Source organism: Bradyrhizobium sp. NP1, from assembly GCF_030378205.1.
Taxonomy (GTDB): Bacteria; Pseudomonadota; Alphaproteobacteria; order Rhizobiales; family Xanthobacteraceae; genus Bradyrhizobium.
In genome coordinates this window covers 4,766,189-4,792,429 of record NZ_CP127385.1, presented here as the reverse complement: position 1 = coordinate 4,792,429, position 26,241 = coordinate 4,766,189, and the positions used below count along the sequence as shown (strand labels likewise).

27 protein-coding genes and 1 pseudogene are annotated in these 26,241 nt (G+C 59.1%); 17 read left to right on the top strand and 11 right to left on the bottom strand.

Annotated features, from left to right (window positions below; all coding sequences use genetic code 11):
* The first annotated feature begins 15 nt into the window (after nt 1-15).
* The 5 genes from urtC to QOU61_RS23205 all read left to right on the top strand — a co-directional run bounded on the left by urtC (nt 16) and on the right by QOU61_RS23205 (nt 4,478).
* Nucleotides 16-1,152 carry an urea ABC transporter permease subunit UrtC gene (gene urtC, locus QOU61_RS23225; RefSeq protein ID WP_289653526.1) on the top strand — a complete coding sequence of 379 codons (1,137 nt, stop codon included), beginning with the start codon at nt 16-18 and terminating at the stop codon, nt 1,150-1,152.
* Nucleotides 1,153-1,162: 10 nt separating this feature from the next.
* A complete protein-coding gene (urtD, locus tag QOU61_RS23220) occupies nt 1,163-1,918 on the top strand; it encodes an urea ABC transporter ATP-binding protein UrtD (protein WP_289653525.1) in 756 nt (251 codons plus the stop codon).
* Between the two features lie 12 nt (nt 1,919-1,930).
* Nucleotides 1,931-2,620 carry an urea ABC transporter ATP-binding subunit UrtE gene (urtE, locus tag QOU61_RS23215; RefSeq protein ID WP_289653524.1) on the top strand — a complete coding sequence of 230 codons (690 nt, stop codon included), beginning with the start codon at nt 1,931-1,933 and terminating at the stop codon, nt 2,618-2,620.
* A 32-nt stretch (nt 2,621-2,652) separates the two neighbouring features.
* Complete coding sequence (fmdA, locus tag QOU61_RS23210; protein WP_289653523.1) at nt 2,653-3,882, top strand: formamidase; 1,230 nt, start codon at nt 2,653-2,655, stop codon at nt 3,880-3,882.
* A 248-nt stretch (nt 3,883-4,130) separates the two neighbouring features.
* A complete protein-coding gene (locus QOU61_RS23205; protein WP_289653522.1) occupies nt 4,131-4,478 on the top strand; it encodes an FmdB family zinc ribbon protein in 348 nt (115 codons plus the stop codon).
* Between the two features lie 1,280 nt (nt 4,479-5,758).
* Here the strand turns inward: QOU61_RS23205 and QOU61_RS23200 are convergent.
* The 8 genes from QOU61_RS23200 to QOU61_RS23165 all read right to left on the bottom strand — a co-directional run bounded on the left by QOU61_RS23200 (nt 5,759) and on the right by QOU61_RS23165 (nt 11,409).
* Nucleotides 5,759-6,133, bottom strand: a complete 375-nt coding sequence (locus QOU61_RS23200; protein WP_289653521.1) for a hypothetical protein — start codon at nt 6,131-6,133, stop codon at nt 5,759-5,761.
* 47 nt (nt 6,134-6,180) lie between these two features.
* Nucleotides 6,181-7,935, bottom strand: a complete 1,755-nt coding sequence (locus QOU61_RS23195) for a molybdopterin-dependent oxidoreductase (RefSeq protein ID WP_289653520.1) — start codon at nt 7,933-7,935, stop codon at nt 6,181-6,183.
* 23 nt (nt 7,936-7,958) lie between these two features.
* The gene (locus tag QOU61_RS23190; RefSeq protein WP_502876810.1) at nt 7,959-8,180 is read right to left on the bottom strand and encodes a hypervirulence associated TUDOR domain-containing protein; all 222 of its coding nucleotides are present in this window, start codon (nt 8,178-8,180) and stop codon (nt 7,959-7,961) included.
* A gap of 336 nt (nt 8,181-8,516) precedes the next feature.
* Nucleotides 8,517-8,759, bottom strand: coding sequence for a hypothetical protein (locus tag QOU61_RS23185; protein ID WP_289653519.1), 243 nt, complete (start codon nt 8,757-8,759; stop codon nt 8,517-8,519).
* A 380-nt stretch (nt 8,760-9,139) separates the two neighbouring features.
* On the bottom strand, nt 9,140-9,583 hold the full coding sequence (locus tag QOU61_RS23180; RefSeq protein WP_289653518.1) for a CBS domain-containing protein: 444 nt from the start codon (nt 9,581-9,583) through the stop codon (nt 9,140-9,142).
* Between the two features lie 169 nt (nt 9,584-9,752).
* Nucleotides 9,753-10,139, bottom strand: a complete 387-nt coding sequence (gene sdhD, locus QOU61_RS23175; RefSeq protein WP_289653517.1) for a succinate dehydrogenase, hydrophobic membrane anchor protein — start codon at nt 10,137-10,139, stop codon at nt 9,753-9,755.
* Between the two features lie 4 nt (nt 10,140-10,143).
* The gene (gene sdhC / locus QOU61_RS23170; RefSeq protein ID WP_289653516.1) at nt 10,144-10,548 is read right to left on the bottom strand and encodes a succinate dehydrogenase, cytochrome b556 subunit; all 405 of its coding nucleotides are present in this window, start codon (nt 10,546-10,548) and stop codon (nt 10,144-10,146) included.
* 21 nt (nt 10,549-10,569) lie between these two features.
* A complete protein-coding gene (locus QOU61_RS23165; RefSeq protein WP_289653515.1) occupies nt 10,570-11,409 on the bottom strand; it encodes a succinate dehydrogenase iron-sulfur subunit in 840 nt (279 codons plus the stop codon).
* A gap of 519 nt (nt 11,410-11,928) precedes the next feature.
* Between QOU61_RS23165 and QOU61_RS23160 the strand changes: the two genes are divergently transcribed.
* Entirely contained in the window at nt 11,929-12,513 is a 585-nt protein-coding gene (locus tag QOU61_RS23160; protein ID WP_502876809.1) for a uracil-DNA glycosylase family protein, read from the top strand.
* A 251-nt stretch (nt 12,514-12,764) separates the two neighbouring features.
* Nucleotides 12,765-13,772, top strand: a complete 1,008-nt coding sequence (locus tag QOU61_RS23155) for a DUF6352 family protein (RefSeq protein WP_289653512.1) — start codon at nt 12,765-12,767, stop codon at nt 13,770-13,772.
* 351 nt (nt 13,773-14,123) lie between these two features.
* On the opposite strand, the pseudogene QOU61_RS23150 reads toward QOU61_RS23155, so the two are convergent.
* Nucleotides 14,124-14,921, bottom strand: a pseudogene (locus QOU61_RS23150) (Mrp/NBP35 family ATP-binding protein); the annotation flags it as partial.
* 100 nt (nt 14,922-15,021) lie between these two features.
* Nucleotides 15,022-17,007, bottom strand: a complete 1,986-nt coding sequence (locus QOU61_RS23145) for a 4Fe-4S binding protein (protein ID WP_289661697.1) — start codon at nt 17,005-17,007, stop codon at nt 15,022-15,024.
* A 242-nt stretch (nt 17,008-17,249) separates the two neighbouring features.
* Here QOU61_RS23145 and QOU61_RS23140 point away from each other — a divergent pair, with 242 nt between their 5' ends.
* On the top strand, nt 17,250-18,005 hold the full coding sequence (locus tag QOU61_RS23140) for a biotin/lipoate--protein ligase family protein (RefSeq protein ID WP_289653511.1): 756 nt from the start codon (nt 17,250-17,252) through the stop codon (nt 18,003-18,005).
* A gap of 7 nt (nt 18,006-18,012) precedes the next feature.
* Entirely contained in the window at nt 18,013-18,576 is a 564-nt protein-coding gene (locus tag QOU61_RS23135) for a DUF6505 family protein (protein ID WP_289653510.1), read from the top strand.
* 155 nt (nt 18,577-18,731) lie between these two features.
* On the opposite strand, the gene QOU61_RS23130 is transcribed toward QOU61_RS23135, so the two are convergent.
* On the bottom strand, nt 18,732-18,887 hold the full coding sequence (locus QOU61_RS23130; protein WP_289653509.1) for a hypothetical protein: 156 nt from the start codon (nt 18,885-18,887) through the stop codon (nt 18,732-18,734).
* Nucleotides 18,888-19,034: 147 nt separating this feature from the next.
* Between QOU61_RS23130 and QOU61_RS23125 the strand changes: the two genes are divergently transcribed.
* From QOU61_RS23125 to fdh3B, 8 genes are all read left to right on the top strand, one after another.
* The gene (locus tag QOU61_RS23125; RefSeq protein WP_289653507.1) at nt 19,035-19,421 is read left to right on the top strand and encodes a gamma-butyrobetaine hydroxylase family protein; all 387 of its coding nucleotides are present in this window, start codon (nt 19,035-19,037) and stop codon (nt 19,419-19,421) included.
* A gap of 128 nt (nt 19,422-19,549) precedes the next feature.
* Complete coding sequence (locus tag QOU61_RS23120) at nt 19,550-19,888, top strand: carboxymuconolactone decarboxylase family protein (protein ID WP_289653506.1); 339 nt, start codon at nt 19,550-19,552, stop codon at nt 19,886-19,888.
* A 243-nt stretch (nt 19,889-20,131) separates the two neighbouring features.
* On the top strand, nt 20,132-20,797 hold the full coding sequence (locus tag QOU61_RS23115; RefSeq protein ID WP_354142463.1) for a DUF3305 domain-containing protein: 666 nt from the start codon (nt 20,132-20,134) through the stop codon (nt 20,795-20,797).
* Nucleotides 20,790-21,269 carry a DUF3306 domain-containing protein gene (locus QOU61_RS23110; protein WP_289653505.1) on the top strand — a complete coding sequence of 160 codons (480 nt, stop codon included), beginning with the start codon at nt 20,790-20,792 and terminating at the stop codon, nt 21,267-21,269. The genes QOU61_RS23115 and QOU61_RS23110 overlap by 8 nt, the downstream gene beginning before the upstream one ends.
* Nucleotides 21,270-21,640: 371 nt before the next feature.
* The gene (locus tag QOU61_RS23105; protein ID WP_289653504.1) at nt 21,641-22,453 is read left to right on the top strand and encodes a TorD/DmsD family molecular chaperone; all 813 of its coding nucleotides are present in this window, start codon (nt 21,641-21,643) and stop codon (nt 22,451-22,453) included.
* Nucleotides 22,454-22,482: 29 nt separating this feature from the next.
* Nucleotides 22,483-22,683, top strand: a complete 201-nt coding sequence (locus QOU61_RS23100; protein WP_289653503.1) for a formate dehydrogenase — start codon at nt 22,483-22,485, stop codon at nt 22,681-22,683.
* 11 nt (nt 22,684-22,694) lie between these two features.
* Nucleotides 22,695-25,613, top strand: coding sequence for a formate dehydrogenase subunit alpha (locus QOU61_RS23095; RefSeq protein ID WP_289653502.1), 2,919 nt, complete (start codon nt 22,695-22,697; stop codon nt 25,611-25,613).
* Between the two features lie 12 nt (nt 25,614-25,625).
* Complete coding sequence (gene fdh3B, locus QOU61_RS23090) at nt 25,626-26,222, top strand: formate dehydrogenase FDH3 subunit beta (RefSeq protein ID WP_289653500.1); 597 nt, start codon at nt 25,626-25,628, stop codon at nt 26,220-26,222.
* Nucleotides 26,223-26,241: the final 19 nt, after the last annotated feature.

The following is a 26,241-nucleotide window of genomic DNA, read 5'->3' as shown; positions in this document are numbered from 1 at the left end:
ACAAGCAGGCTGATCATGATCATCAACTCGCGCTTCTTCAATCGCACCGAGCTTGTCGGCTTCCTGGCGCTTGCAGCTCTCCTGTTTGTGATCCTGCCATTGTCGCTGGATATCTTCCGCCTCAACCTCGTCGCCAAGTACCTGACCTACGCCTTCGTCGGCATCGGTCTTGTGTTGTGCTGGGGTTATGGCGGCATCTTGAGCCTCGGGCAGGGCGTATTCTTCGGCCTCGGCGGTTACTGCATGGCGATGTATCTCAAGCTCGAGGCGTCCTCGGTCCAGAACACCAAGATCCAGTCGACGCCGGGCATTCCCGATTTCATGGACTGGAACCAGCTGACCGCGCTGCCGTTTTTCTGGAAGCCGTTTCACAGCTTTCCGGTTACGCTGATCGCGATCGTCCTGGTGCCGGCGATCTTCTCGTTCATCATCGGTGCGGCGATGTTCAAGCGCCGCGTCGGCGGCGTCTACTTCGCGATCATCACGCAAGCGATCGCGGCGATCATGACGATCCTGATCGTCGGCCAGCAGGGCTACACCGGCGGCATCAACGGGATCACGGACCTGCGCACGCTGCATGGATGGGATATCCGCACCGACCACGCCAAGTACATCCTCTATTTCGTGGAAGTGGTAGCGTTGTTCGGCTGCATCTTCGCCGCGCAGTTCATCCGTCTGACAAAGCTCGGGCGCATCCTCGTTGCGATGAGGGAACAGGAGGACCGAGTGCGCTTCTCCGGCTACAGCGTCGCCAACTTCAAGATATTCGCCTTCTGTGGGGCCGCGGTGTTTGCCGCGATCGGCGGCGCGATGTTCACCCTCGAGGTCGGCTTCATGTCGCCGTCCTTCGTTGGCATCGTGCCCTCGATCGAGATGGTGATCTACACTGCGGTCGGTGGCCGGATGTCGATCTTCGGCGCGGTGTGGGGCTCGCTGCTCGTCAACTTCGCCAAGACAAGTCTCTCGGAATCCTTCCCGCAGCTCTGGCTGTTCGGCCTCGGCGCGCTGTTCATCGCGGTGGTGCTGGCCTTCCCGAACGGCCTCTCCGGCATCTGGGGCGATCACGTTCAGCAGCGCATCGATCGCCTGCTTGCTTCACGCAAACCGAAATCGGCGGCCGGCTATGTCGCCGACGGTGCACCGGCGGAGTAGGGAGGCGATCATGCTCGTCGGCCATCAGCCAAAGGACTTCCTGCTCGCCGTCTCTGGCCTCACCGTGTCCTTTGACGGCTTCAAGGCGGTCAACGATCTCTCCTTCTATGTCGAGGAGAACGAGATCCGCGTCATCATCGGCCCGAACGGCGCCGGCAAGACCACAGTGCTCGACCTGATATGCGGCAAGACCCGCGCCACATCGGGCTCGATTCAGTTTCGCGGCCAGGAGCTGACCAGGCTGCGCGAGAACGAGATCGTGCAGGCCGGCGTGGGGCGCAAGTTCCAGACGCCGTCGGTGTTCGAGGCCCTCACCGTGTTCGAGAACCTCGAAATTTCCTTTCCGCGCGGGCGCACGGTGTTCGGCTCGCTCACATTCCAGCGCGACGATGCCGTCAAGCAGCGCGTCGAGGAGGTTGCCGAGATGATCTTCCTGAAGGACCGCCTCGACATCTATGCCGACCGTCTTAGCCACGGCCAGAAGCAGTGGCTCGAGATCGGCATGCTGCTGATTCAGGGCCCGGACCTCCTGATGCTCGACGAGCCCGTCGCCGGCATGAGTGTCAGTGAACGTGCCAAGACTGCGGAGCTGCTTAACCGCATCATCAAGGACCGCTCGGTGCTCGTGATCGAGCACGACATGAAGTTCGTCGAGGACATCGCTCACAAGGTCACTGTGCTGCATCAGGGGCAAATCCTGTCCGAAGGGACGATGGAGCACGTGAAGAACGATCCAAAGGTCATCGAAGTGTATTTGGGCCACTGAGGAACTGAAACGATGCTCGCAATCTCCGATCTTCACGTGGCCTACGGTCAGAGCGAAGTGCTGCACGGCCTCAACGTCTCCGTCGCGCCGAACGAAATCGTCGCGATCATGGGCCGCAACGGCATGGGCAAGACCACGCTAATGAAATCGCTGATGGGCATCCTGCCGGCCAGGACTGGAAGGGTGACCATGGACGGCACCGAGCTCGGTGCGATGAAGAGCTACGAGCGGGTCGCGAAGGGTCTCGCCTATGTGCCGCAGGGCCGCATGATCTTCTCCACCATGACGGTGGAGGAGAATATCGAGACCGGCCTCGTCGTCTCCGGCGGCTCGGAAGTGCCCACCGATATCTACGAATTGTTTCCGGTGCTGCTGGAGATGAAGGGCCGCCGTGGCGGCAACCTTTCCGGTGGACAACAACAGCAGCTCGCGATCGCGCGTGCGCTTGCGACTAGGCCGAAGGTTTTGCTGCTGGACGAACCGACCGAGGGCATCCAGCCGTCGATCATCAAGGACATGGCGCGGACCCTGAAGCGTATCCGCGATGAGCGCGGCCTGTCGATCGTTGTCTCCGAGCAGGTGTTGAGCTTTGCGCTCGACATCGCCGACCGCGTGCTCGTCATCGAGAACGGCGAGATCGTTCGCGACGATCCGCGCGACAACGTCGATGCCGCGCAGATCTCGAAATACCTGTCCGTCTAACCACCACGCGTAAACCCAAGGGGAGCACCTCGATGCCAGAGACACTGATCAAGGTCGATCTTACCAAGTCGGCCTATGAAAACGACAAGGTCCATAACCGTTGGCACCCCGATATTCCGATCGTGGCGTGGGTCAATCCGGGCGATGATTTCATCATCGAGACCTATGACTGGACCGGCGGCTTCATCAAGAACAACGATTCCGCTGACGACGTCCGCGACATCGATCTCTCGATCGTGCATTTCCTGTCCGGCCCGATCGGCGTCAAGGGCGCCGAGCCGGGCGACCTGCTCGTGGTGGACCTGCTCGACGTCGGCCCGCTGAAGGAGAGCCTGTGGGGCTTCAACGGCTTCTTCTCCAAGCAGAACGGCGGCGGCTTCCTGACCGATCACTTCCCGTTGGCGCAGAAGTCGATCTGGGACATCAAGGGCCTCTACACCTCGTCGCGCCATGTGCCCGGCGTCAATTTTGCCGGGCTGATCCACCCCGGCCTGATCGGCTGTCTGCCCGATCCGAAGATGCTTGCCGCATGGAACGCACGCGAAGCCGAGCTGATCGCGACCAACCCGACCCGCGTGCCGGGCCTCGCCAATCCGCCGTTTGCGCCGACTGCGCATGCCGGCCAGGCCAAGGGCGACGTCAAGGCGAAGATCGGGCTGGAAGGCGCGCGCACCGTGCCTCCGCGCGAGCATGGCGGCAATTGCGACATCAAGGATCTCTCGCGCGGCTCGAAGATCTACTTCCCGGTCTATGTGCCCGGCGGCGGCCTCTCGATGGGCGACCTGCACTTCAGCCAGGGCGACGGCGAGATCACCTTCTGCGGCGCGATCGAGATGGCCGGCTGGCTGCATCTGAAGGTCGACGTCATCAAGGACGGCGTCGCCAAATACGGCATCAAGAATCCGGTATTCAAGCCGTCGCCGATCACGCCGAATTACAGGGACTATCTGATCTTCGAAGGCATCTCGGTGGACGAGGCCGGCAAGCAGCACTACCTCGACGTTCACATCGCCTATCGCCAGGCCTGTCTGAACGCGATCGAATATCTCAAGAAGTTCGGCTACTCCGGCGCCCAGGCCTATTCGATCCTTGGCACCGCACCCTGCCAGGGCCACATCTCCGGCGTGGTCGACGTGCCCAATGCCTGCGCCACGCTGTGGCTGCCGACGGAGATTTTCGACTTCGACGTGATGCCGTCGTCGGCGGGGCCGATCAAGCACATCAAGGGCGACGTGCAGATGCCGATCTCGCCGGACAAGTGATCACCAGCGTCCTTAATCCGAGGTTCGCACCTACTCGCAGCGGGCACTTAGCGAACCTCGGATTGGCAAGGACGCTGGAAATGATTCATTCCAGTGTGATCGGTTCAGAAGTTCTCTGAAGGTCTCGTGGCGGGTGTGTAGGGAGCTTCTGAACCGCCACACCGGCGAAGGATGCGGGACGGCTGCGTATTTGGCCGCCCCGCATCCATCGCCAGCAAATATCACACACGATTGCGCGAGGATTGAAAATGCCTGTCTACGAATATCTCTGCAACGATTGCGGCCCGTTCACCGAGTTGCGGCCGATGGTCGAATGCGACCTGCCGCAAGATTGTCCGCAATGCGAGTCTGAATCGCCGCGCGTCATCCTGACGGCGCCGGCGTTCTTGTGCATGCCCTTGGACAGGCGTAAGGCGCATGCCACTAATGAGCAGAGCCGGCATGCGCCGAAGACGCTCGATCAGTATAAGGCCGCACACGGTCCCGGCTGTGGCTGCTGCTCGACCGGCAGGAAGAAACCGGCACGGCTGATGACGAAGACGAGGGGCGGCGCGAAAGGTTTTCCGACTGCGCGCCCGTGGATGATTAGCCACTAAGAGCCTCGCGGTCGTCTCCGTGGCTTGCTACCTTGGGAGCTCCCTTGAGATGGCGGACCGTCGCTCGCGCGTTTCCTTCCCCTTTTTGGGTCGTCCCGGGCCGGTGTCTTTCCTCAAAGACCCCTGGCTTGCCGCAATTTAGCTGAAGCTTGCCCAAGCTTGCTCATGATGGATTGGAGCGAAACAGCTTTCTTTTCAAGGTTTTAGAAGACGTCGTGTGCACGACGTGTGCAGCGAGAGATCAAGAAAAATCTTACGTCGGCCAAGGTGAGCAGGCCATCTGGAGCCGGTCCGGGGGCGGCGTGAGGTCGGGCGACGTGCACGATAAAAGTTTCAGAGGGCAGGGCGAGCGACGGACGACGAGTGGTCTCGGTGTCGGACGCGGGAAAACGTCACGCTTCTTAGCGCGTACTCACGCAGATCCACTCGTGAACTTAAGAACGAAAAACTCTCGTAGCGGGTGGTAGCGCTTCCCCGCTACTTTCGGCCGCGATTTTCTACGCCAACTATTGGCTTCGGATAATGACGGTTATGGAATGGTCGTGGAGCCGGCTGATAAGCACATGCGCGAGTTAGGGACTGTTAAACGACTGATAGCCTCACGCCCGTCCCGCCGCCATTTTCAGCAATGAACTCGATGCCGGCTTTTCGAGCGCGGCTACAAGCGCCCCCCGTTTCCTGCCTCCCTCCGACCGTTTCGCTGTCTGACATCCGCGAAATTCGTATGGACGGAGCGCTCGGGGCGATGGGGGTGTCTATCTTCGAAGACATCCTGCGAATGGCGGGCAGCCAAGTACATCGCCGCCGTCCACGAGCGCGAATGCTCTCAGAGCTGGGCGGGCTCGCTCGCGCGGCGAGATCCCTGGGACCGCGTTTCGGTCCACGTGCCAGCGGACAGGGGCGTTTCAAATCCCGGAAGGCTCTCCTCGCAGCGCGAAGCGATAAAAAGGCATAGCCTCGGCAAAGCTTTGTGGCTGAAGGAGTCACTATGCCGTAATTGAAAGTGGTACCACCCGAACGCGACCGACAACCCGCCACGGGTCAAGGCGCTTGCGGATGTTCGGCACTTAGCGAGCCGGGAAGGGTGGTGCTGTCACCATGCGCAGGCGAGGGCGAGCTTTGAACTGACCGTCTCTTCCAGGGACGCTCGGCTTCGGTCCGGACATGCGCATCGGCAGCTTTTGACGCGGAGTGGACATTCATCAGTGTCGGCTAAGTGCCAATTGCGATCGAAATAGACTGTCCGCTCTCATTGGGGCCTGATGCGAATAGCGGTGCAATCAAGATTCAGAATCTCGAAAATGGTTGGCGCGCTCGACGAGAGCGACCATGTGGGCGGCCGCATGAATCGTCAGAGGATGCTGGGTAAAGCCGGGCCGCGGGGAAATATAGCCCGCCATTTCACGAGCCAACCTGAGTTGGTCATCCGAAGCTGTTGCAAGCAAGGAAATCATCAGGTTCTCTAGCGCGATGACGCGGATACGCAGGGTGACGAGTTCTGCATTGGTGAGATCCGGGATTGCAGTGCGCTCAGTTTCGCACTCTGAATCCGAGGCGGGCCCGTCGGGGCCAGCGCCGCCTTCGTTGTCCCACCTGGACAGAGCGCGTTGACGCTGGTTCCAGTCGCTGGAGGTATCGGAATTTTCTCGAGGCATGCGTAGCTCCTCATGTAGTCACGAAGCAGGCTGGGGCCCCACGGCGATCAGATCGGCATGCGATAGCCGTAGAACTCATGGTCCTCGTTATAGCCGCCCTGGCCCGCGCCGAGATCGGCGAAGTCGCGCACGAATTCGATCGCCGCGATCCATTTGACCATCTTGAAGCCCAGCTCGTTCTCGCATCGCAGTCGCAACGGCGCGCCATGCAGCACGCTGACCGGCGCGCCGTTCATCTCGTAGGCGAGGATCGTCAGTGCGTGGCGCATGTTCTCGATCTTGTGGACGTCATAGTAGCGCCCGCCATCGGCACCGTCGGCCAACGAATAAAACACGACGTAACCAGCCTCGGACATTGGCTTCACCAGATCAAGGATATCACGCATGGCAACGCCGCCCCATTCGGCAACGCCAGACCAGCCCTGAATGCAGAAATGTGTCGTGATCTGCTCCTGCTTCGGCATCGCCTTAAGGTCGGCGAGAGAGAATTCCCGAGGCGCCTCGACCAGGCCGCCGATTCGCAACCTGTAGCCGGCGAATTCCTCCGCGACGAGATCATCAAACTCCTTGGAGTTGGGCATCGTGCCGTTTGGCCAGAAGTAAGGGGAGATATCTTGCTTCGTGAGCTGAGAGCGCGCGTCCCAGCTTTCGGCTAATCCCATGATCCAACCGATCATGAACGCGCCGGCACGCTGCACCAGACGGGCGTGCCGGATAGTGAGGGGCGAAGCCAGAAGCCAGGCGATCGTCAGAATGACCATCGCCAGCACGAACAGCGGAAAGCCCGTCCATGACGCGTTGTCCACGCCGCCGAACATGTGGTTGGTGTTCTGTCTGATGCCGGTGACGAACACCATGACGCCATGCGCCAGAATGAAGCCCACGAACCAGACGAACGAGATGAAATGAATCGACCGCATCGCCTGCCGGTCGAATAGCCTGCCAAACCATCCCAGCGCGTTGGAGATCGCGGGGCTCTGCATTAGTCCGGTGGCGATAGAGACCGGCGCCGCGACGAACACCGTGATGAAATAACTGAGCTGCTGGAGGCCATTGTAGCGAGTCCAGCTGTGATCGAGCGGAAATTGCAGCGATGCATACTGGATCGCCGTTGAAAGCGCGGCAGGGAAGACCTCCCAGGTCAACGGCACCAGCCTGCGCCATTGATCGGTTGAAAACAGCAGCGCATAAAAGGCAACGCCGTTGATCAGCCACAGCAAGTTGACCGAGAAATGCCACCAGCGCGATAGGCCGAGGGTATGGCGCAGGCCGGGAATGCCGAGCCATGTCGGCAGAGTGACGGAATCGTCTTTGGCGGTCCACACGCGCCCCTCCGGCACCGGAACCTGGAAGCGGAACCAGTCGGTCCCCGGCGTGCAATCGCGACCCCAGTAGAGACGTGGATGGTCAGCCAGGATTTGCAGGCCAGCCCGTATGATAAACAGCATGAAAAACATGTTCAGGAAGTGCTGAAGCTGCAGCCACCACGGGAACCCCGAATCGACGGATGGCGCAGCCTGTGCAATGCCGGGATGCTGTCGGATAAAGGCTTCTACGCCGGGAATTTCGCGCAGGCTTTGAGCCAAGGCGACCAGGCAGAGCAGCGCCGCAGCGGCAATCGGCAAGCCCCACAGCGTATTGATCCAGCGCCGTCCTATGCGGATCCGGGGCGCGATCCCGTTTTGTGGAGGCATCCAATGATTGAGGCGGATGCGATCGTCGGCATCGCTAAGTGTTGCCCGGAGCGGTTCGACCGGGAAAGATTCTGAATTCGTGCGCATCGACCGATCATTCTCTATCATCGAGCGCGCCTAACATGAGGGCGTCAATTGCCAAGCTTGGTGAGCGCGGAACCCTTGTGAAAGGCGATATGATCCGTCTTGCGGCTCTTGATCTCGTATTGTGGATCGTCCGGGCTCGCATGGTGCGTATAGCCGTTGAGCTCGAACTTAAGAGTATGCACGCGGATGATCGTGCCGCTGACACGTCCAGCCTCGGAATTCCAGCTCACGCGATCATGAATCTTGAAGGTCTTCGGCACGGTCATTCGATCCGGCGCCGCCAAAGAACTGCAAGGAGCCAGTTCTCGCATGGAATGCATATTTGCTTGAGGGGCATGAGGACCAACCGCTCCACTCCCTATCGGTTCCTTGAGATCGCAGCATCTTTCGGCAAGCGCGCGCTTTTGGTTCCGCCATCGGGCGCTTAGGGTCAATAGTGGCGCGGACTGGTCAAGCGCTTTCGTCGATTGGAGAGACGACACGAGCACCTTTATCACCATGGGCCACTCGACCAGGATGATCGTCGAATTTGTCGATCCCGTGCGGGAATCAGGGGTCGTCCTGCGGACCTCAAGCGGGACATGACGCCGCTCCGGACCAGGTCATATCCGGTCGCGAGAGTCAGAAGCGATGCTCCTCTCGGCTGCAGATGAAAGACAGCAGCGAACCTCGCGCTTGAATGCGTCCATTTCTTCTGCAAGGTCCTCTAATAGCTGATGCTGCTCCGCTTGGCTGATCATGCCGCTTGCCAACTTGCGATAGCGCTCGCGGTTCGACTGGCTGAAGAATCTTGCCATTCCTGCTGCGCGCTTTCGTATTCTGGTATTTTTATGCGCGGTCGTCATTTCTTGCTCCAGCGGAGTCGGGTGACCTATCTGCGTGTCATGCGATCATTGCAGCCGTGTATGTTCTGTATGGACGTTAGACAAACGAATTATCTTGACACTTAAATGCATTTTTGCGGTTGGATGGACAATTAGCGTGTCGAAACGATCGGCGGATGGCGAAGATGGACGAAGTGCTAACGTGCCGTGTCGAGCATATGTTTGCGCGTCGAGTCGAGAGTTAGCCGAGTGTCGAGACCGTCGGAGAGCCCGCCGCCCGGCCTCGATTGCGATCTCGTCGCGGCTATCCGTCGGGGAAAGCTACCGCTTTCGAGCGTCACCAGCGAGATTCGCGAATCGAGCCTCAGGTGCGAACGGCGCTTCGGTCGTTCTGGTCGGAACTAGTGATATCCGACGCACATCACATAATCGCGAAGCAGCAATTCCTCATCCTGAGCTTCTTCTAAAAGGAGCTGGAGAGCGTCGCGCGCGTTTAGCATTCCGATCGGGTGTGACTCAGCATCGACAATCGGAATATTCTTCAACTTTCGTATCTTCATGATCGACCACGCGTCACTAAGCAATTCACCGGGTTTGCAGACGACAACGTCGCGAGTCATAACTGATGACGCCTGAGTAGCGCAGCTTTGACCCTGGCAACGACTGATCTGACCTACGACATCTGTCTTCGTGATCACTCCCGCCAGCACTCCGCTGGAGGTGCAGACGGCGAGAATGTCGGTGCCCGCATCGCGCAGGAGCTTCGCCGCCTCGATAAGTTGCGTACTGTCGATGATCGTGACGAGCTTTTGGTGAGCAATAGGTAGGAGTCTGTCGACGAACATTGATCTCTTCCTCTGTCTTCGCTCGCGGCAGCCGGCTGAACGCACACTGGCGCGCTTACCATTGAATGACGAAGCTCCCTCGGAGACCTCGCTCCACAGGCGGCCGGTCGACAAGCGCGGAGGGCGCGAAATGGGAAGCTACCTTTGTTAGGAATTGCAATCGAGTCCTCTAGGAATCCAAGGCTATGCGAAGCGTTGCGAGAATGCCCGCGGCGCCGAGCGTGAAACAGGCGAGCCGTACCGTTATCGCGGCCGCGAATTTGACATCGGAGTGAACGTAGTCCTCGACGACTACCTGCAGACCAAGTGCGGCGTGGTAGAATAGCGCGATGAGCAAAAGGTCCATCAGGACAACAGTGATGGGATTCCGCATCCAGGCGACGAAAGCTGTATAATCGGCCCCAGTCTGCGCGATGATCGCGGGGATGAACCACATCGTGAGCGGGACAAGTGCAATCGCCGAGACGCGTTGCATCCACCAGTGGTGGACTCCGTCTTTTGCAGACCTAAGTTCGATAGCGCGCGCTAGGGGTGTGCCCATGTCGTGACGTCCCATCGCGTTACTTTCCTATGTGAGCGCTGGCAATCCAGGCAACGGCCGTCATCACAATGCTGGCGGCCACGACGGCCCATCCCGACATATAGATCGTCCGAAGGTCAAATCCGTGTACGGTGTCCCAGACGAGATGTCGGATCCCACCGAAGAAATGCAGAAAAAACGCGAACGTGCATCCGAACAGAATCACTTGACCTGTCCAAGAGGCGAGCCCCGCTTGCACGATGGCGTAAGCTTGCGGTCCCGCGGCTGCTGCCAGAAGCCAGATCACGAGTGCTATTGCGGCGATGCTCAAGAATACGCCGGTGACTCGGTTGAGGATCGAAAGTACGGATGTCAACTGAGGGCGGTAGAGCTGGATATTTGGCGAGAGTGGCTTTTGCGATTTGGAGGACGAGCTGGATGCCATCGGGACTTACCTCCTACAAAATCAGCGCTGACGCTCGATCATTGCCTTTTTGATGTGCGCTATGGCTTTGCCGGGATTCAAACCTTTAGGGCAAGTCCGCGTGCAATTAAGGATCGTATGGCAGCGATAGAGTCGGAAGGGATCTTCGAGCTTGCTGAGGCGCTCTTCCTTCGCTTCATCTCGGCTGTCGGTTAGCCAGCGCCAGGCCTGGAGCAGAACGGCAGGTCCCAGGAAGCGGTTACCATTCCACCAATGGCTTGGGCAGCCAGAGGTGCAGCAGAAGCAAAGAATGCACTCGTAATAGCCGTCGATTTGGCTGCGCTCCTCGACTGATTGACGCCGCTCGCGTTCCGGCGTCGGTGTCTTGGACTGTAGCCATGGCTCAATGGCGGCGTACTGGGCGAAGACGTGCGTCTGGTCGGGGACCAAGTCCTTGATGATTTTCATGTTGGCGAGCGGGTAAATCCTTGCCGGGCTTTCCATTTCTGAAATGAACCTCGTGCAGGCAAGCCAGTTCGTGCCATCCATGTTCATAGCGCAGGATCCGCAGACACCCTCGCGACACGAGCGCCGAAATGTGAGCGTTGAGTCGACCTTGCTTTTGATCCAAATAAGCACGTCGAGAACCATCGGCCCACAATCGTCGAGATCGACCTCAAAGGTATCAATATGCGGGCCGCGTCCCGAATCTGAGTCGTAACGGTAGATTTCGAACGACTTGGTGCGTGTTGCTCCGGCGGGAGCAGGCCAAGCCTTCCCGCGATCAACCCTCGATTCTTTCGTGAGCCCAAAGTTTATCGGTATTGGAAATCGTTTGAACAGATGGTTGCGTGAGACTTGTTTAGAGGATTCTATGATCATGGCGAGTGCCCTGTGCGATCCGTTAGAAGCGTACGCTCCTTGGACAGGTCTGATATAACGACGCCGCAACACGCCTTAGACCCACGCAGAGGTAAAGATCCAATTTCGATTGGCCGGCGTCCGTCTCCCTCGCGACTTACGCGACGATCTATCCCGCGATGCCGTTAGGCAAATGAATTTTGTTGACGCTTGAATGCAATTTTATCGATGTTGGCGAAAGTAAGCGGAGCTCGCTTGGAGAGTGTCGCAACAACACGAAGTCTCGCTTAGCAGCGTCGTGATCTGATCGTGATTGCAGTTCGCACAATTGCTAGGCGGTTAGCAGAAGGCGATTCGGTAGTGGTCATTACTCCGACAGGTGTGGTGTCCTTCGCGATCAGCAGTAGTGTTTCCAGGATGCCGAGGCGCCGATCTCGCGTTCAAACGGAACCGGGCGAATATGCCGTCGTCGGCTATTTGTGACTTGCGGCGCTCGTTTGGTCCACCATATCAAAATAGCAAAACCGAAATACTCGTCGAATGTCCTTGCCACGCCTCCTGCTCGAAATTGGTGTTTGTCGGATATGTGAAACCGAGCTTCCACACAGCCCCCGGCCAATTCTGCGTGTGTCAGGGAGCGCGCGTCTATTGATCATCAGTCAGGCGCCAGGCAGCAAAGTCCATCAGACGGGTGTCCCGTGGAACGATGCAAGCGGCAATCGCCTGAGGGATTGGATGGATTTGGACCGTTCGACGTTTTACGACCAGACAAAAATAGCGATCGTTCCTATCGGTTTTTGTTACCCCGGCGCAGCGGCGAGCGGCGGCGATAAGCCACCTCGTCCGGAGTGCGCGCCTCTCTGGCACGAACGCGTACTTGATCACCTGCCAAATCTTCAATTGACGCTGTTAGTTGGTCAATACTCTCAAAAGCGCTATTTGGGATCAGGTCGGAAGGGGTCGATGACGGAGACGGTAAAGGCATTTGCTGAATATGGCCCGAAGTTCTTTCCGCTCCCACATCCTAGTTGGCGAAGTGGAATTTGGATGCAAAGACAGCCCTGGTTTGAACAGGAGACGATACCTTGGCTGCGAAGGGCTGTGCAGCGCGCGATCAAGGATTGAGACGGTCAGGCCGCCAGATCGGCAGTATTGACGCGCCACCTATCCGGAATGTATGGCCGTTCCGCTAGCTGTCGCATTCCGATATCTTGCGACGTTATTGCGATCGAGGGCGCCGCGAACTAGGTGCGGTCCATGACGGGTTCGCAGTGCACTGCAGCAAGCCAAGATCGTTGCCCTCGCGAGTCTAGATGCTAATGGCAAAGGCGCACTTGTCGAGATAATGCCTTGCAGCGTTCGTAGCGGGAGAGTGAATGAGAGATTTTTGGCTTTCCTGCGGTCACCACTTGACGGACAGAGACGCCGGTGGCGGCTTGCTTGTGACCGATGAGTTTCTGAAGGTCTATCTGGCCCGAACGGAACTGATTCCGCCGGCCGAGGCATGTCCGGCCGAACATGTGCTACATGCTTCACTGCTCGCAGATCCACGCCGTCGCGTCAGGGACGGAGAAATTGCGGCGCTGTTCGACGCCGACGCGCGGGAGAACTGGGGTCTCATAATAGCCTTTCGCGATCGTCTTCTGCAGCAGAGAACGCTGGAGGGTGCTTATCTGGACCTTATCCGTCGCGACGTCGGCAAGACGCCACCTTTGTTTCTAAACCAGCTGGTTCATTTGATCCTGCGCAACGCGCTCGACGGTTGCGATGATCCATTTGTGCTTCGAGCCGCTGAACTGCTGTTCCGTCCGCAACGGCTGACCGTGCATGGAGGTTCGTTGATCGCTGCCGACGACGAGACCATCGCCGGCGCCGATAGCGCACGGAAGTCGCCCTTGGTAGCCATGCTCGATTCCCCGACGGAAGCGGAGATCGATGTCATGGTTGAGGATACTGCGCATACCTACTGGGAGCGTAGCGATGCGTTTGACATGGCTCTCGACCTTACCGCGGGACAACCCGGATTGGCAAAGCTGGGTGAAGTAATGACGCGCTGGATCAAACATATGCTTGCGGTCGACGTCGAGATTCAGCCGCTGACCGAAATGCGCGACGTCAAGTTTGACTGGTATTTGGGTCTAGATGCAGTCGGTACGAAAATTGGCGATACTTTATGGAATGCCGGCTCCCTTGACCCGAGAAGTGAGGCCAGTATCGTCGGTCTCTACCAGTTGAAATTTAGCGATCCCACGGTGGTTGTCGAAAAGATCGGATCGGAGCCTGTCTACTTGATCCTGGCGATGACACCTGACAAAATGCTTCATATGAAGCCGCAGAATCTGTTGATCGGCTTGCCGATCCGACATCCGAAACCGATAAGTTGACGTAACTGCCAGTCGGCGTCCTGACAAAGCACGTCCCGTCATGATCGACCGGAATGCGACGCAGGGTCGGATCTGCCGCAAGAGAAACCCGACAACGACTTCGCTTCCGGTCGGCATTCTCCGCAAGATGCAGGGTACGGCGCAGATTGTTTTCTTGGATGGTGTACACGGCGACGTCGAAAGCTTGGCTCGCTGGCGATCGGGATGTTCGGGGCCTTCACACCGCCTGCGCCACCTTGCCTCGATGCTATTTGAATTCGACGTACGAGCAGAAGCATGGTCGTCGGATATTCATTTTCAAAGCGCCGCCGACCTCACTCGGGTCAGACCAGTCGTGGAATTCCCGCAAATTCATTCGATGACGATACGTGGCGTGGACTTGTTGGCTCGTCCCGCTGACAGCGCCAACCAGGCCTGCCGGGCGATTCCGATGTAGACTTTGGCATGGACGCTCTCGGGTTCGGTCGCAACGATCGGACGCCCGTCATCCGACGTCATGCGAATCTGAATGTCCAGGGGTATCTCGCCGAGGAACGGCGCACCGATCTTTTCGGCCTCGCTCCGCGCGCCGCCGTGGCCGAAGATCGGCGATACGTGCCCGCAATCGGGGCAGCAAAAGCTCGACATATTCTCGATCACGCCGAGCAATGGCACATTGACTTTCCGGAACATGGCGATGCCACGCCTCGTGTCGATCAACGCAATGTCCTGCGGCGTCGAGACTATTACCGCGCCCGCAAGCGGCGTCTGTTGTGCCATGGTGAGTGACGCATCGCCGGTGCCCGGCGGCAGATCGACGACGAGCACGTCGAGATCGCCCCATGCGACTTCGCGCAGCATCTGGGTGATGGCTGATATCACCATCGGCCCGCGCCAGATCATTGCGAGGTCTTCCTCGACCAAAAAGCCGATCGACATGACTTTCACGCCGAAGCGCTCCATCGGCTCCAGCGTGCGCGGGCCGACCAGCCGTGGCTTGCCGCGCAGCCCGAACAGTCTTGGCTGCGAGGGACCGTAGATATCCGCATCGAGGATGCCGACCTTCAGCCCGAGCGCGGCGAATCCAAGCACAAGATTGCACGACGTCGTGGACTTTCCGACACCACCCTTGCCGGAGGCGACCGCGACGATATGCTTGATACCCGAAATGCCGATTTGCTTCGACGTCGCGCGCGCCCTTGCTTCAGTCTCGGTAACGGGCACACGAATCTCCTGACTCTTGCTGCAGCGCGGTTGACGGCGTTCGTGACTACTTGATTGGATTGGCCTTGCCCGCTTCGCGAGCGCGCAAGTAATCCTCGGTGGTCACGGTCGGTGGGCGCGGTACCGCATGCGGGTCGAAACTTTCGTTGACGACGGCCTCTACGCGGCAGTCCTCGCACATCTTCACGACGTCGATGCGCCGTGCATTAGCACCGGTAAACATCCAGTGCTTTTCCTCAAGCTTGGCGACCACACGTTCGATTGCGCTTTTCGTGCCGAACGGCTTGCCACATCCGATGCAATGGAACGGATCCTCTTCCTTCAACACCCGCTTCGGCGCGTTCCATGCCTGGAAATCGAGCCGCGGTTGCAGTGTAATGGCGTCCTCGGGACATGTCGCTTCGCATAGCCCGCATTGGACACAGATGCTCTCGGTGAAGCGCAGCATTGCGCGGTCCGGATTGTCCGACAGCGCACCGGAGGGGCAAGCGGTCACACAGGAGTGACAGAGCGTGCAGCTCTCGACATTCAGCGACACACCGCCGAACGGCGCGCCGGGCGCAAGTGCGACGATATCGACGGGCACAGGCGCCGCGAGATGGAGTTCGCGAAAAGTCGTCTCAAGTAGGCCGCGCTTGGCACCACGCGGAACGAAGGTGGCGGGCTTTTGGGTTGCAACGCCAACCGGCGCTGCGTCCAACATTGCACGGAATTGATCGGGGTCATCGGTCTGGATGATGCGCACCAACCCATCACCGAAGCCGAGCGCCGCGACGATGGTTTCCGACGTCTCAACAACGCGCAGCAGGCTAAGAGGGTCGTGACGGGGTTTTGCACGGGTCAGCAACGTGACGCCGGCTGCGCCGTAAGCGAACAGCGCGGCAACCGCCTCAGGCCCGATCTGCGTGACTTCGTTGACCTGGACCGGGAGCACGTTTGCCGGCAGGCCGTCACCAAACCGCGCCAGCGCGTCGATGAGCGGCGCGCCATGGTCGCCATCATGAAGAAGCACGACGGCATTGATGCCGCCAGCCTTGCGGTAGGCCTGCACAAGCGTGCGCAACCGTCGCATCAGTACATCTGCGGCCGGCAGCGCATAGGATGCCGCTCCGGTCGGGCAGGCCGCGGCGCAAGCGCCACAGCCTGCGCAGACGGCGGGGTCGATTGTCACCGCGTTGCCGTTTGGCGTGATCGCGCCAGTCGGACAGAGGTCAAGACAACGCGTACAGCCCGTGATTCCGGAGCGCGAATGGGCACAGAGCGATTCGTCCAACTCGATAAAGCGCGGCTTGTCGAACGTGCCGACCAGATGGCCGGCGTCCAAGATCAGTTTTTCGACTGCGGCGCGGTCACGGGGATCGGCTCGCAGATAGCCGGGCCGCAATTCGTGGGCGGGAAACATTGGCGAGCCGCCGCTGAGATCCAGTACGAGGTCGCAGGTCGAGACCGCGCCATTGTGCGGAACTCCGAACTCCAGCCGGCGGCGCGACGAAGGCGCGGGGAATGCATAGTCGTCGATCGTCAGTTCAAACTGGCCGAGATGCCCACGCCCATTGCGTACGCTGCCCTTCCGGATTGGAAATTCGTTTGAGTAGCGAGGGGTCACATCGCCGGGCTCGGTCAGAAGCACCGTGACGTCGAGACGATCGGTAAGTCGGCGACCGACTTCGATCGCCGCATCGCCGCGGCCATAGATCAAGGCGACGCCGTTGCTTTCGAGCGTCACCATTGCGACGGGCGGCGAATCCTCGGCCGCCGCTGCGATCAACGCCGCGGTTTTCGGACCAGCCGCAGCCGCGTTCTTCGACCATCCCGCGGCCTCTCGAATGTTGACGAAGGTGAGCGCTGAGGAGGTGACGAGATCTTCCGCAAGCTCCCGGAACAAGGGTGCTTCCTGGGTACAGGCGACGGTAACAGGTATGCCTTCGGCGAGTGCCGCCTTGAACCGGTCGATTTCGAGCCCGCAGAGCTGGTCTGCTTGGGTGATCTGCCCTGTACAGACGCGGCCAATCGCCGGCGCGTCCAGCGGCATGGTTTTCTCGCAGGTGCAGATCATCAGATGAGGTGCGGTATCACCCATCGTTTCCTCCCGCGGCGTCGGTCCTTACAATCGGCATGGCTAGACCTCCATGCTTCGATGCGACCGGAATTTCGAGACGTCGTCTGCTTGACCTCGGTATCATACCTGCCCAGATAACGCACACAGGACATTTTGCAATGGAGCCGCGAGCATTTGCGACTTTGGATCAATAGGTACCGAGGAGGATGGTTCGCATGATGTCGCGAGTCAATGAGGCCGAGCGGGCGCTCGACCTACCGCCTGGTTATACTCCGGTCTTGTTGCGCGAGAGCGGCGACGCGTTTGCTCATGGCCTCGCAATTGCAATGCAAGCTGGCGCCGGAACGCTGGTCTCGGTCGGGCGCTACGACCTCGTCGAGCTTGCCGTCGTGCTGGAACCGGCCGAGCCACTGGTATCAGCGCGGCGTGCGCTATTCGTCGGAATGAATGCGACCGCCGATGCCATCGCGGCGCATTGTCCACCCGAGCGGGAAGTCAATTTTGCGTGGCCCGATTCAATCTTATTCGATGGCGGACTGCTGGGCGGGGTGCGTCTCGGCTGGCCCGAAGACTGCGCCGAGACCGACGCGCCAGCCTGGCTGGTGCTGGGCGTCATGCTACGCGCAGTTGATTTAGTCAGTATCGAGCCTGGCGCGATGCCGCGCACCGTATCGCTGATGGGAGAAGGCTTCGAAATTGTTCAAACTGATGCAATCGTAGGAAGTTTCGCGCGGCATTTGATGATTGGCTTCGACCAATGGAACGAATCTGGGTTCGATCCTGTCGCCTGCAACTATCTGACGCGGCTACCCAAGAGCAAAGCCGGCGAGCGGCGCAGGATCGATCGCAACGGCGACCTTCTCATTAGCGCACCGTTCGAAGTGGGCGCGGCGGATAGGACTAGCCTTCTCGATGGCCTCTCTCGCGCGGCGTGGTATGATCCGGGCCTTCGTGGCCCCAAGCTCGCTTGACGCGAAGATGCTAAAGCTTCCGCGGACCATCAGGCTAGACCCGTCAGACACGTTTGTGTTTGAACGCGCTGCTGAGTCAGGCGAATGGGCCGTCTCGGGAGCTTTCGTGTTCGGGGATTGCAACGATCCAACCGCACTCGGCCAGAAACAGCGAGTAGCCCTGCGCTCGGGCTTCCTTGGTATCGAAAGTCTCGGCTGGTCGACGCTGGCCATCGTAACCGAGGCGACCGAAGCGGACATGCAAGGTGCTGTTGAGCGTCTCGCTGCGCGCTTGCTGTCGCAATTCGGCGCGCCCGATCCTCAGGCTGCTCGCGTTGCAGCGGAAGAAGAGGTCGCCTTTGCGGCTTCGCTCTGCGATCATTCGCCGCAGACGCTGCTCGCCGTGCAACGCTGCATCGAGAATGGCGAGATGCGCGAGCGGTTCCGCACATTAAAGCCACGGGAATCGGCGCCGGGAGCCGATCGGCTGCACGCGCATACGCGTGTATTCACCTTCCTTGAGATCGAAGACGAAGACGTGTCTGTAGACCAAGTCGACCTTGTTGGGTTGATTAATGCCGACCGCACGTGAGAAGCACCGTCGATGGCGATTGGTCTGACGCATCTCAATGTTTTCACTACGAAACGCGCTCAAGAGGGCCCCGCGGTGAATATTCCAAGCGAGCAATCTAAATCGCCCGGCCGATCGAGCGTCGGCGCCATACCTTGTCTCGAATGATGCTTCTTCTAGTTTATCCCGACGAGATTGTGTCCTGGGTCGCCGACGCGCGCGCCGCTTGTCGAAAATGCGACGTCGACCGTCTCCTGTTGGGCATGGAGGACATAGAACGCGCCAACTCCGATCGCTGCCGCGCAAATCACTGCCACAATAAAAGCCTTCATGACGCCACCTCCAGAGGATGATACTTCAACAAGGTAGTGTAAGCAGGATGCAACGCAAGAGAGGCTAATTGTCATACTTGCCTGCTTCCATCGCATTGGTGACCCTTTTGATTGCGAAACCTCGCCCGTCCTGACTGGAGGCGCGAAATGAGCCAGACGAACGCTGACCCACCTTGGCCCGTCGAAATCCGCCTTGCGAAGGATCGTCGTACGCTGAATGTTGTGTTCGACGATGGAGCATCCTTCGACCTTTCCGCAGAATTGCTCCGCGTGACAAGTCCCTCTGCCGAAGTCCAAGGTCATTCCGAATCCGAGCGCAAGACGATCGGTGGCAAGCGAAATGTTGAGATCCTTTCAGTTGATCCTGTTGGCAACTATGCGGTACGCCTCGGTTTCGATGACATGCACACGACCGGCATATTTTCTTGGGCATTCTTACATGAGGTCGGGCGCGATGCCGGGCGGCTGTTCCAGTCGTATCTGGATGATCTTGCCGCCAAGGGTCTCGATCGTGACAAGCCGGGCGTCCGTTAACAGTTCGGATGCGGTTCTCCCACCGCCTTGGTATATTGGTTGTCTCGCCCCATATGCCGATAAACAAGAGCGCAAAGCGGTGGGGCCGGAGTGTCGGTCTCGGCGCAGCTCCAGAACAGGAGACACACATGCCCGACATCGTATCTCAGTCGAGCACGCGAGAGCTTGCACAGAAGCGCAAGGACCTATCACCCGACGCCGAGGCGGCTTTTCAAAACTTCAGCCAGACAGTTTTCGCGGACGGCGCGCTGCCTGCCAAGGTTAAGCAAATCATCGCGGTCGCAGTGGCCCATGTCACCCAATGTCCATATTGCATTAAGGGGCACACGAAGGCCGCACTACGGCACGGCGCCTCGGAACAAGAGCTGATGGAGGCAATCTGGGTCGCCGCGGAAATGCGAGCTGGAGCGGCCTACGCCCATTCGGTTCTCGCCATTGAGGAAATGAAAAAGCTGGGACGGGCATGAGTGCGTGATCAGCCGGCTCACTTGGTGCGCTGATGAACGCGCCGTGCCGGATTGGGTTGTTTTCGGTATGACAATTTGAATGGCTATGAGCGGCGCCGAGGACCCGTCTCTGGCGAGAGGATGGTTCCTTGCGATTGCGAAAGCAATGGTGGACTGAGACCGTCGTCCGAACTCTGTGTTACGAAATGCCTCCGGTGGCCCGCCCCTTCGCTCTCAGGGAAGAGCCCAGCGCGACTCCACTGATTGACATTCAAGGCGGCGAGCGTAGTAGTCGAGAACGCAGCAGTGAAACGGTCTTTCCTATCCCGGTGGTCACGCTTTGAAAGTGCTACGCATGAAATTGCAAAATATGTTTATCAAACGCTCGATCCAAAATCTGGAGGCAGCCGTGTGAACATGATGGCGCCGCTCCTACGGATTCCCATCGGCGTCGTTGTCGAACGGTCCACGGCAAATTCGCCGTGGTGTGAATTTATCTGGCGCCCGACCGCCGTGCTTGGCGGGATCCCGGACGTGGATCCGTGGACGCAGCTGGCGAGCGAAGAAGAGACCGTGACATTCTACGTTGGTGCGGCTGAGATCGAGCTGTACCGCACAGAAACTGAAAATTACCGCGATAATCTCGTCTCGGCCGCGCCTTCAGTATGGGTTGCTTTGCTCTCAACCGCAGGCGACCCGCCGTATCAAATTGCCGCCGTCACGGCAGACCCAGCGGAAGGCGAGGCTTTGACTGAGCCAGGCCAAGGTATCGTGGAAGCCGTGCCCATGCCCGTCTCGATCCGAGATACCATTGCCTCGTTTATCGCCGAACACCACGTCGAGCGGACCTTCGAGAAGCGCAAGCGCAATCGTGCGGATCCGGAAGCGCTGGCACGGCGTGGCCCGCAATATAGGAGCGGGGATGAGTAACGACGCGGATTTTCTTGCGCGATGGTCCCGTCGCAAGCACGACGCGGCTACGGACAAGATCAAGCAAGCGAAGCAGATCGAGACCTCGAATAGCACGGCGTCTGAAACCGGTCTTGCTCCTCTTGAGCCGAGCGGAAATGTATTGCCATTCGATCCTGCGAGTCTGCCTGCAATCGAATCGGTTGGTGCCGAATCCAATATCCGCGCTTTCCTAGAAACCGGGGTGCCTGTCGACTTGGCGCGTGCGGCGCTTCGTCGCGCGTGGTCGTTAGATCCTGTTATCCGAGACTTTGTCGGCCTATCGGAGAACTCGTGGGACTTTAACGCGCCTGGCGCGATGGCTGGCTTTGGACCAATCGACGGGGAGGAAGGCGGGCGACTTTTGACCCGTCTCTTGGGGGAGCCGGACACCAGAGCTGCAGCGTTGCATCCGCCCGTCACAACGAGTGATTCTTCACTCCCTCGAGTTTAGAAACGAGCGGAAATAGCCGACCAGGCCAGTGCGGCAAGCCGCCCATCTGAGGGTCTCAACGGGTCGAGATCGACGACTTCACAAGCATTTTCAGCGCACTCGACAACCTTCGCTCCACCCCCGCGGCTGAGGCAGTGCGCGCCGGCGGCGACATGCTTCGTATCGCATCCTCGGCATTCGATTTCGGTCTGCATCCTGCGTCTAACAAGGAAACTGCAGTCAATTCCCAATATAATTCAATTGTCTCATGCATCCCTTTGGTGAGAGCTTCGCACGCGTTGAGTTGCTACGCATGCCCATCACGCGAGCAACTCTGCACAGGCGACAGCGAACGAGCGCAGGACCTGCGCATTTGGTGAGAGGCTAACGGGATGGCCGTGAATATCCACAAGGGCGCAGCAAAAGCGGATAATGAAATAAGCGGCCGGAAATCTCGGGGTCCTGTTCGCGCAATTGGCGGAGTTCCAGGACTTACAGATCTGACTGCAGCACCTCAGCTTCGCGTGTCGAGTTTGTCTCATGTTCCGAAGCGTGCGTTGTCGGTTGAAGCCGTGATGGATCTCGAAAGCGAGATCCTGTGGCCGGAGCACCGTCGCGAGCAACCCGTCGAGATTGACGACGTCGATGCGAGCCGCGCTCAAGAATATTCTCTCCTCGCAATGTTGTTGAGCCGGACACCGGATGCAGCGACGCTCGGTCGGATTGCCAAGCTCCGTGGTGATACGACCTCGCTTGGCCTCGCGCATGTGGCTCTTGCGCAGGCAGCCGGCAGCGCGAACGCAGAGCGGATCGCACGCGAGTACTTCACCCTTTTCATCGGAGTTGGGCGCGGCGAACTGCTTCCCTATGGATCCTACTATCTCACCGGTTTTCTTAACGAACGGCCGTTGGCTCGATTGCGCGAGGATCTTGGCGCGCACGGCATCGAACGTGTCGAAGGACAAGCGGAGCCGGAGGACCACGCCGCCACGCTTTGCGAGATCATGGCCGGGATCGTCAGTGGTCAGTTCCCGGTAACCGATAGAATCCAGCAACTGTTCTTCGAGAAACATCTTGCCTCCTGGATCGGTCGTTTCTTCGTTGATCTGGAACGGGCCGAGGCGGCTGAGTTTTATCGTCATGTAGGGGCGCTCGGTCGGCTCTTCCTGCAGACCGAGACGGAAGCATTCACGTTGCCCGCGTGAGCGGAAGTGCAAAGAAGGAGGACGTGGTGATGCGAGCATTCGACAAGACCTTACTCGGACGTCGCCGATTCCTTCATGCGCTTGGCGCGGGAATCGCGGTCGCCGCCGCGTCGCCCCTTGCTCTGGAGGCGAAAGCGGACAGCGAGAGCAACGATGAAAAACGCAAGTCTCGCTACAAAGAAAGCGACCACGTGAAGGCCTATTACCGCGTCAACCGCTATCCGAGTTAAGGGAGGCGACAGTGCTGATCAAGAGGACCGAACGCGAAAAGCACCGTGGCTCGCTCGCCGCCTTTGCCGGTGAATCAAGCAAGCATCTCGATCGTCGTGCCTTCTTGCGCCGCTCGGGGCTTGCCGCAAGCGGCCTTGCCGCCCTCGGAAGCTTGCCGCTCACGAGTGTGCGCAAAGCGAAGGCCGGCCCGCCGGCCGCACCGGGCGCTGCGGTCACCATCCACAAGAACATCTGTACGCACTGCGCCGTTGGCTGCACGGTTACTGCGGAAGTATCCAACGGCGTATGGATCGGCCAGGAGCCGAGTTGGGATAGCCCGATCAATAGGGGCTCGCATTGCGCCAAGGGCGCTTCGGTCCGCGAACTGGTGCACAGCGAGCGCCGGCTAAAATATCCGATGAAGTTGGTCGGCGGCCAGTGGACCCGTGTGAAATGGGATCAGGCCATTGATGAGATCGGCAACAAGATGCTGGAGATCCGCCAGAAATCTGGGCCGGAATCATTCTACTGGATGGGGTCGGCGAAATTCTCCAACGAAGGCGCTTATCTCTTCCGAAAGATTGCGGCTTTCTGGGGCACCAACAACAACGACCATCAAGCGCGTATCTGTCATTCGACCACCGTCACTGGCGTAGCCAACACCTGGGGCTATGGGGCGATGACCAACAGCTTCAATGACGTTCGCAACTCCAAGACCATGGTGTTCATGGGCTGCAATCCGGCGGAGGCACACCCGGTCTCGCTGCAGCACATGCTTGAAGGAAAGGAGCTCAACAGGGCGAACTTCATCGTCATCGATCCGCGGATGACGCGCACCGCCGCTCATGCGAACGAGTATGTCCGCATCCGTCCCGGCACTGACATTCCCGTGCTGATGGGGATGATGTGGCACATCTTCGAGAACGGCTGGGAGGACAAGGAGTTCATCAAGCAGCGTGTCCATGGTTTCGAAGAGGCTCGCAAAGAAATCGACAAATGGAATCCGGAAGAGGTCGAGCGCGTCAGTGGGGTTCCCGGCGCACAGCTCGAGCGCGTCGCCAAATTGTTCGCGACCGAGAAGCCGTCTACCCTGCTTTGGTCTATGGGCCAGACCCATCATACGGTCGGCACCGCGAACGTTCGCGCCAGCTGTATGTTATTGTTGGCGACGGGTAACGTCGGCAAGCCGGGGACAGGTGCCAACATCATCCGCGGGCACGACAATGTGCAGGGCGCGACTGACATTGGTGTCGATACCGTCACGACGCCCTTTTACTACGGCCTAAGCGAAGGTGCGTGGAAGCATTGGGGTCGTGTCTGGGAGGTCGATTACGATTATCTTGTCTCCCGCTTCGATTCCAAAAAAATGATGGAAACTGCGGGCATTCCCCTAACGCGCTGGTTCGATGCCGTTCTTTTGCCAAGAGACCAGGTCGATCAGAAGGACAACGTACGAGGCATGTTCGTGCAAGGACACGCGAGCAACAGCATCACGCGTATCCCAGAATCCATGAAAGCGCTGCCGCAGCTTGATTTGCTGGTTGTCGCCGATCCGCATCCCACAACCTGGGCTTCACTCGCCGTGAAGGCCGGGCGCAAGGACAACATGTACCTGCTGCCGATTTGCACCCAGTTCGAAACCTCCGGTTCGCGGGTTGCGTCCAATCGCTCACTGCAGTGGGGTGAGCCAATCGTTAAACCAAGCTTCGAGTCCAAGGACGATTATCAGGTTCTGTACTTAATAGCGAAGAAGCTCGGCTTCGCCGACCAAATGTTCAAGAACATCAAGGTTGAAGGCGATCGTCCGGTCCCCGAGGACGTCCTGCGCGAAATGAATCGGGGAAGCTGGAGCACGGGCTACACCGGCCAGTCGCCGGAGCGGTTGAAAGCCCACATGAGGAACCAGCATAAATTCGATCTGGTGACGTTGCGCGCGCCCAAGGACGATCCGGAGGTTGGCGGCGACTTCTACGGTCTGCCGTGGCCATGTTGGGGCACGCCGGAGCTCAGGCATCCCGGCTCCCCCATCCTCTACAACAGCGACGCTGCTGTCATGGACGGCGGAAATGGATTCCGCGCGCGCTTTGGAGTGGAGCGCAACGGCCAGACGCTGCTGGCCGAAGGTTCATATCTGCCGGGTTCGGACATTAAGGACGGCTATCCTGAATTCACGATGGGTGTTTTCAAGAAACTGGGCTGGGACAAGGATCTTACGGCCGCAGAACTGGCGACCATTGAAAAAGTCGCCGGCAACCCCGGTAATATCGACACGGTGTCATGGTCGACGGATCTTTCCGGCGGCATCCAGCGCGTCGCGATCAAGCACGGTTGTTCGCCCTACGGCAACGGCAAGGCGCGGACGGTCGCCTGGAATTTACCCGATCCAGTTCCGGTGCACCGCGAGCCGATTTATTCGCCGCGCGTCGATCTGATCGCACAATATCCGACGTTGCCCGACGCGAAGCAGTTCAGACTGCCGAATATCGGCTTCTCGGTACAGAAGAGTGCCGTCGACAGAGGCATTGCCAAGGCGTTCCCGCTGATCGTTTCGTCGGGTCGCCTTGTGGAATACGAAGGCGGCGGCGAGGAAACCCGCTCCAACAGGTGGCTCGCCGAGCTGCAGCAGGACATGTTCATCGAGATCAGTCCAGCGGACGCGGCCGAGCGGGGAATCAAGGATGGCGGTTGGGTCTGGGTCACAGGAGCTGAGAACAGCGCCAAGGCGAAGATGAAAGCGCTGGTGACGGAACGTGTCGGCAAAGGCGTGACCTGGATGCCCTTCCATTTTGGCGGTTGGTACGCCGGCGAGGATCTGCGGTCCAGATATCCGCAAGGCTCCGATCCGATCGTACTCGGCGAAAGTGCCAACACGATCATGACCTACGGCTACGACCCGGCAACCGGCATGCAGGAGCCCAAGGTCAGTTTGTGTCAGATCAGTGCGGCATAGGGAGGCGACACCATGGTTCGTATGAAATTCCTCTGCGACGCCGACCGTTGTATCGAGTGCAACGCTTGCGTTACCGCCTGCAAGAACGAGCACGACGTCCCGTGGGGAATCAACCGCCGGCGCGTCGTAACCATTAATGACGGCAAGCCGGGCGAGAGATCGGTCTCGATGGCCTGCATGCATTGCACGGATGCGCCGTGCCAGGCGGTGTGCCCGGTAAACTGTTTCGTCACCACTGCCGATGGCGTCGTGCTGCACTCCAAGGATCTCTGCATCGGCTGTGGCTATTGCTTCTACGCCTGCCCGTTTGGCGCGCCGCAGTATCCCCGCGTCGGAAACTTCGGCTCGCGCGGAAAGATGGATAAGTGCACCTACTGCGCCGGCGGTCCTGAAGCTGACGGCTCGAAGGAAGAGTATGCGAAATACGGCGCCAACCGGCTGGCCGAAGGCAAGCTTCCACTATGCGCAGAGATGTGCTCCACCAAATCGCTGCTCGCCGGTGACGGCGAAATCATAGCGCAGATTTACAAGGAACGCGTGATGAAACGCGGTTACGGCTCTGGAGCGTGGGGCTGGAAGACCGCGTATCAAGAGACCATCGCATCTTGATCCAAGCGCGGCGGTCAAG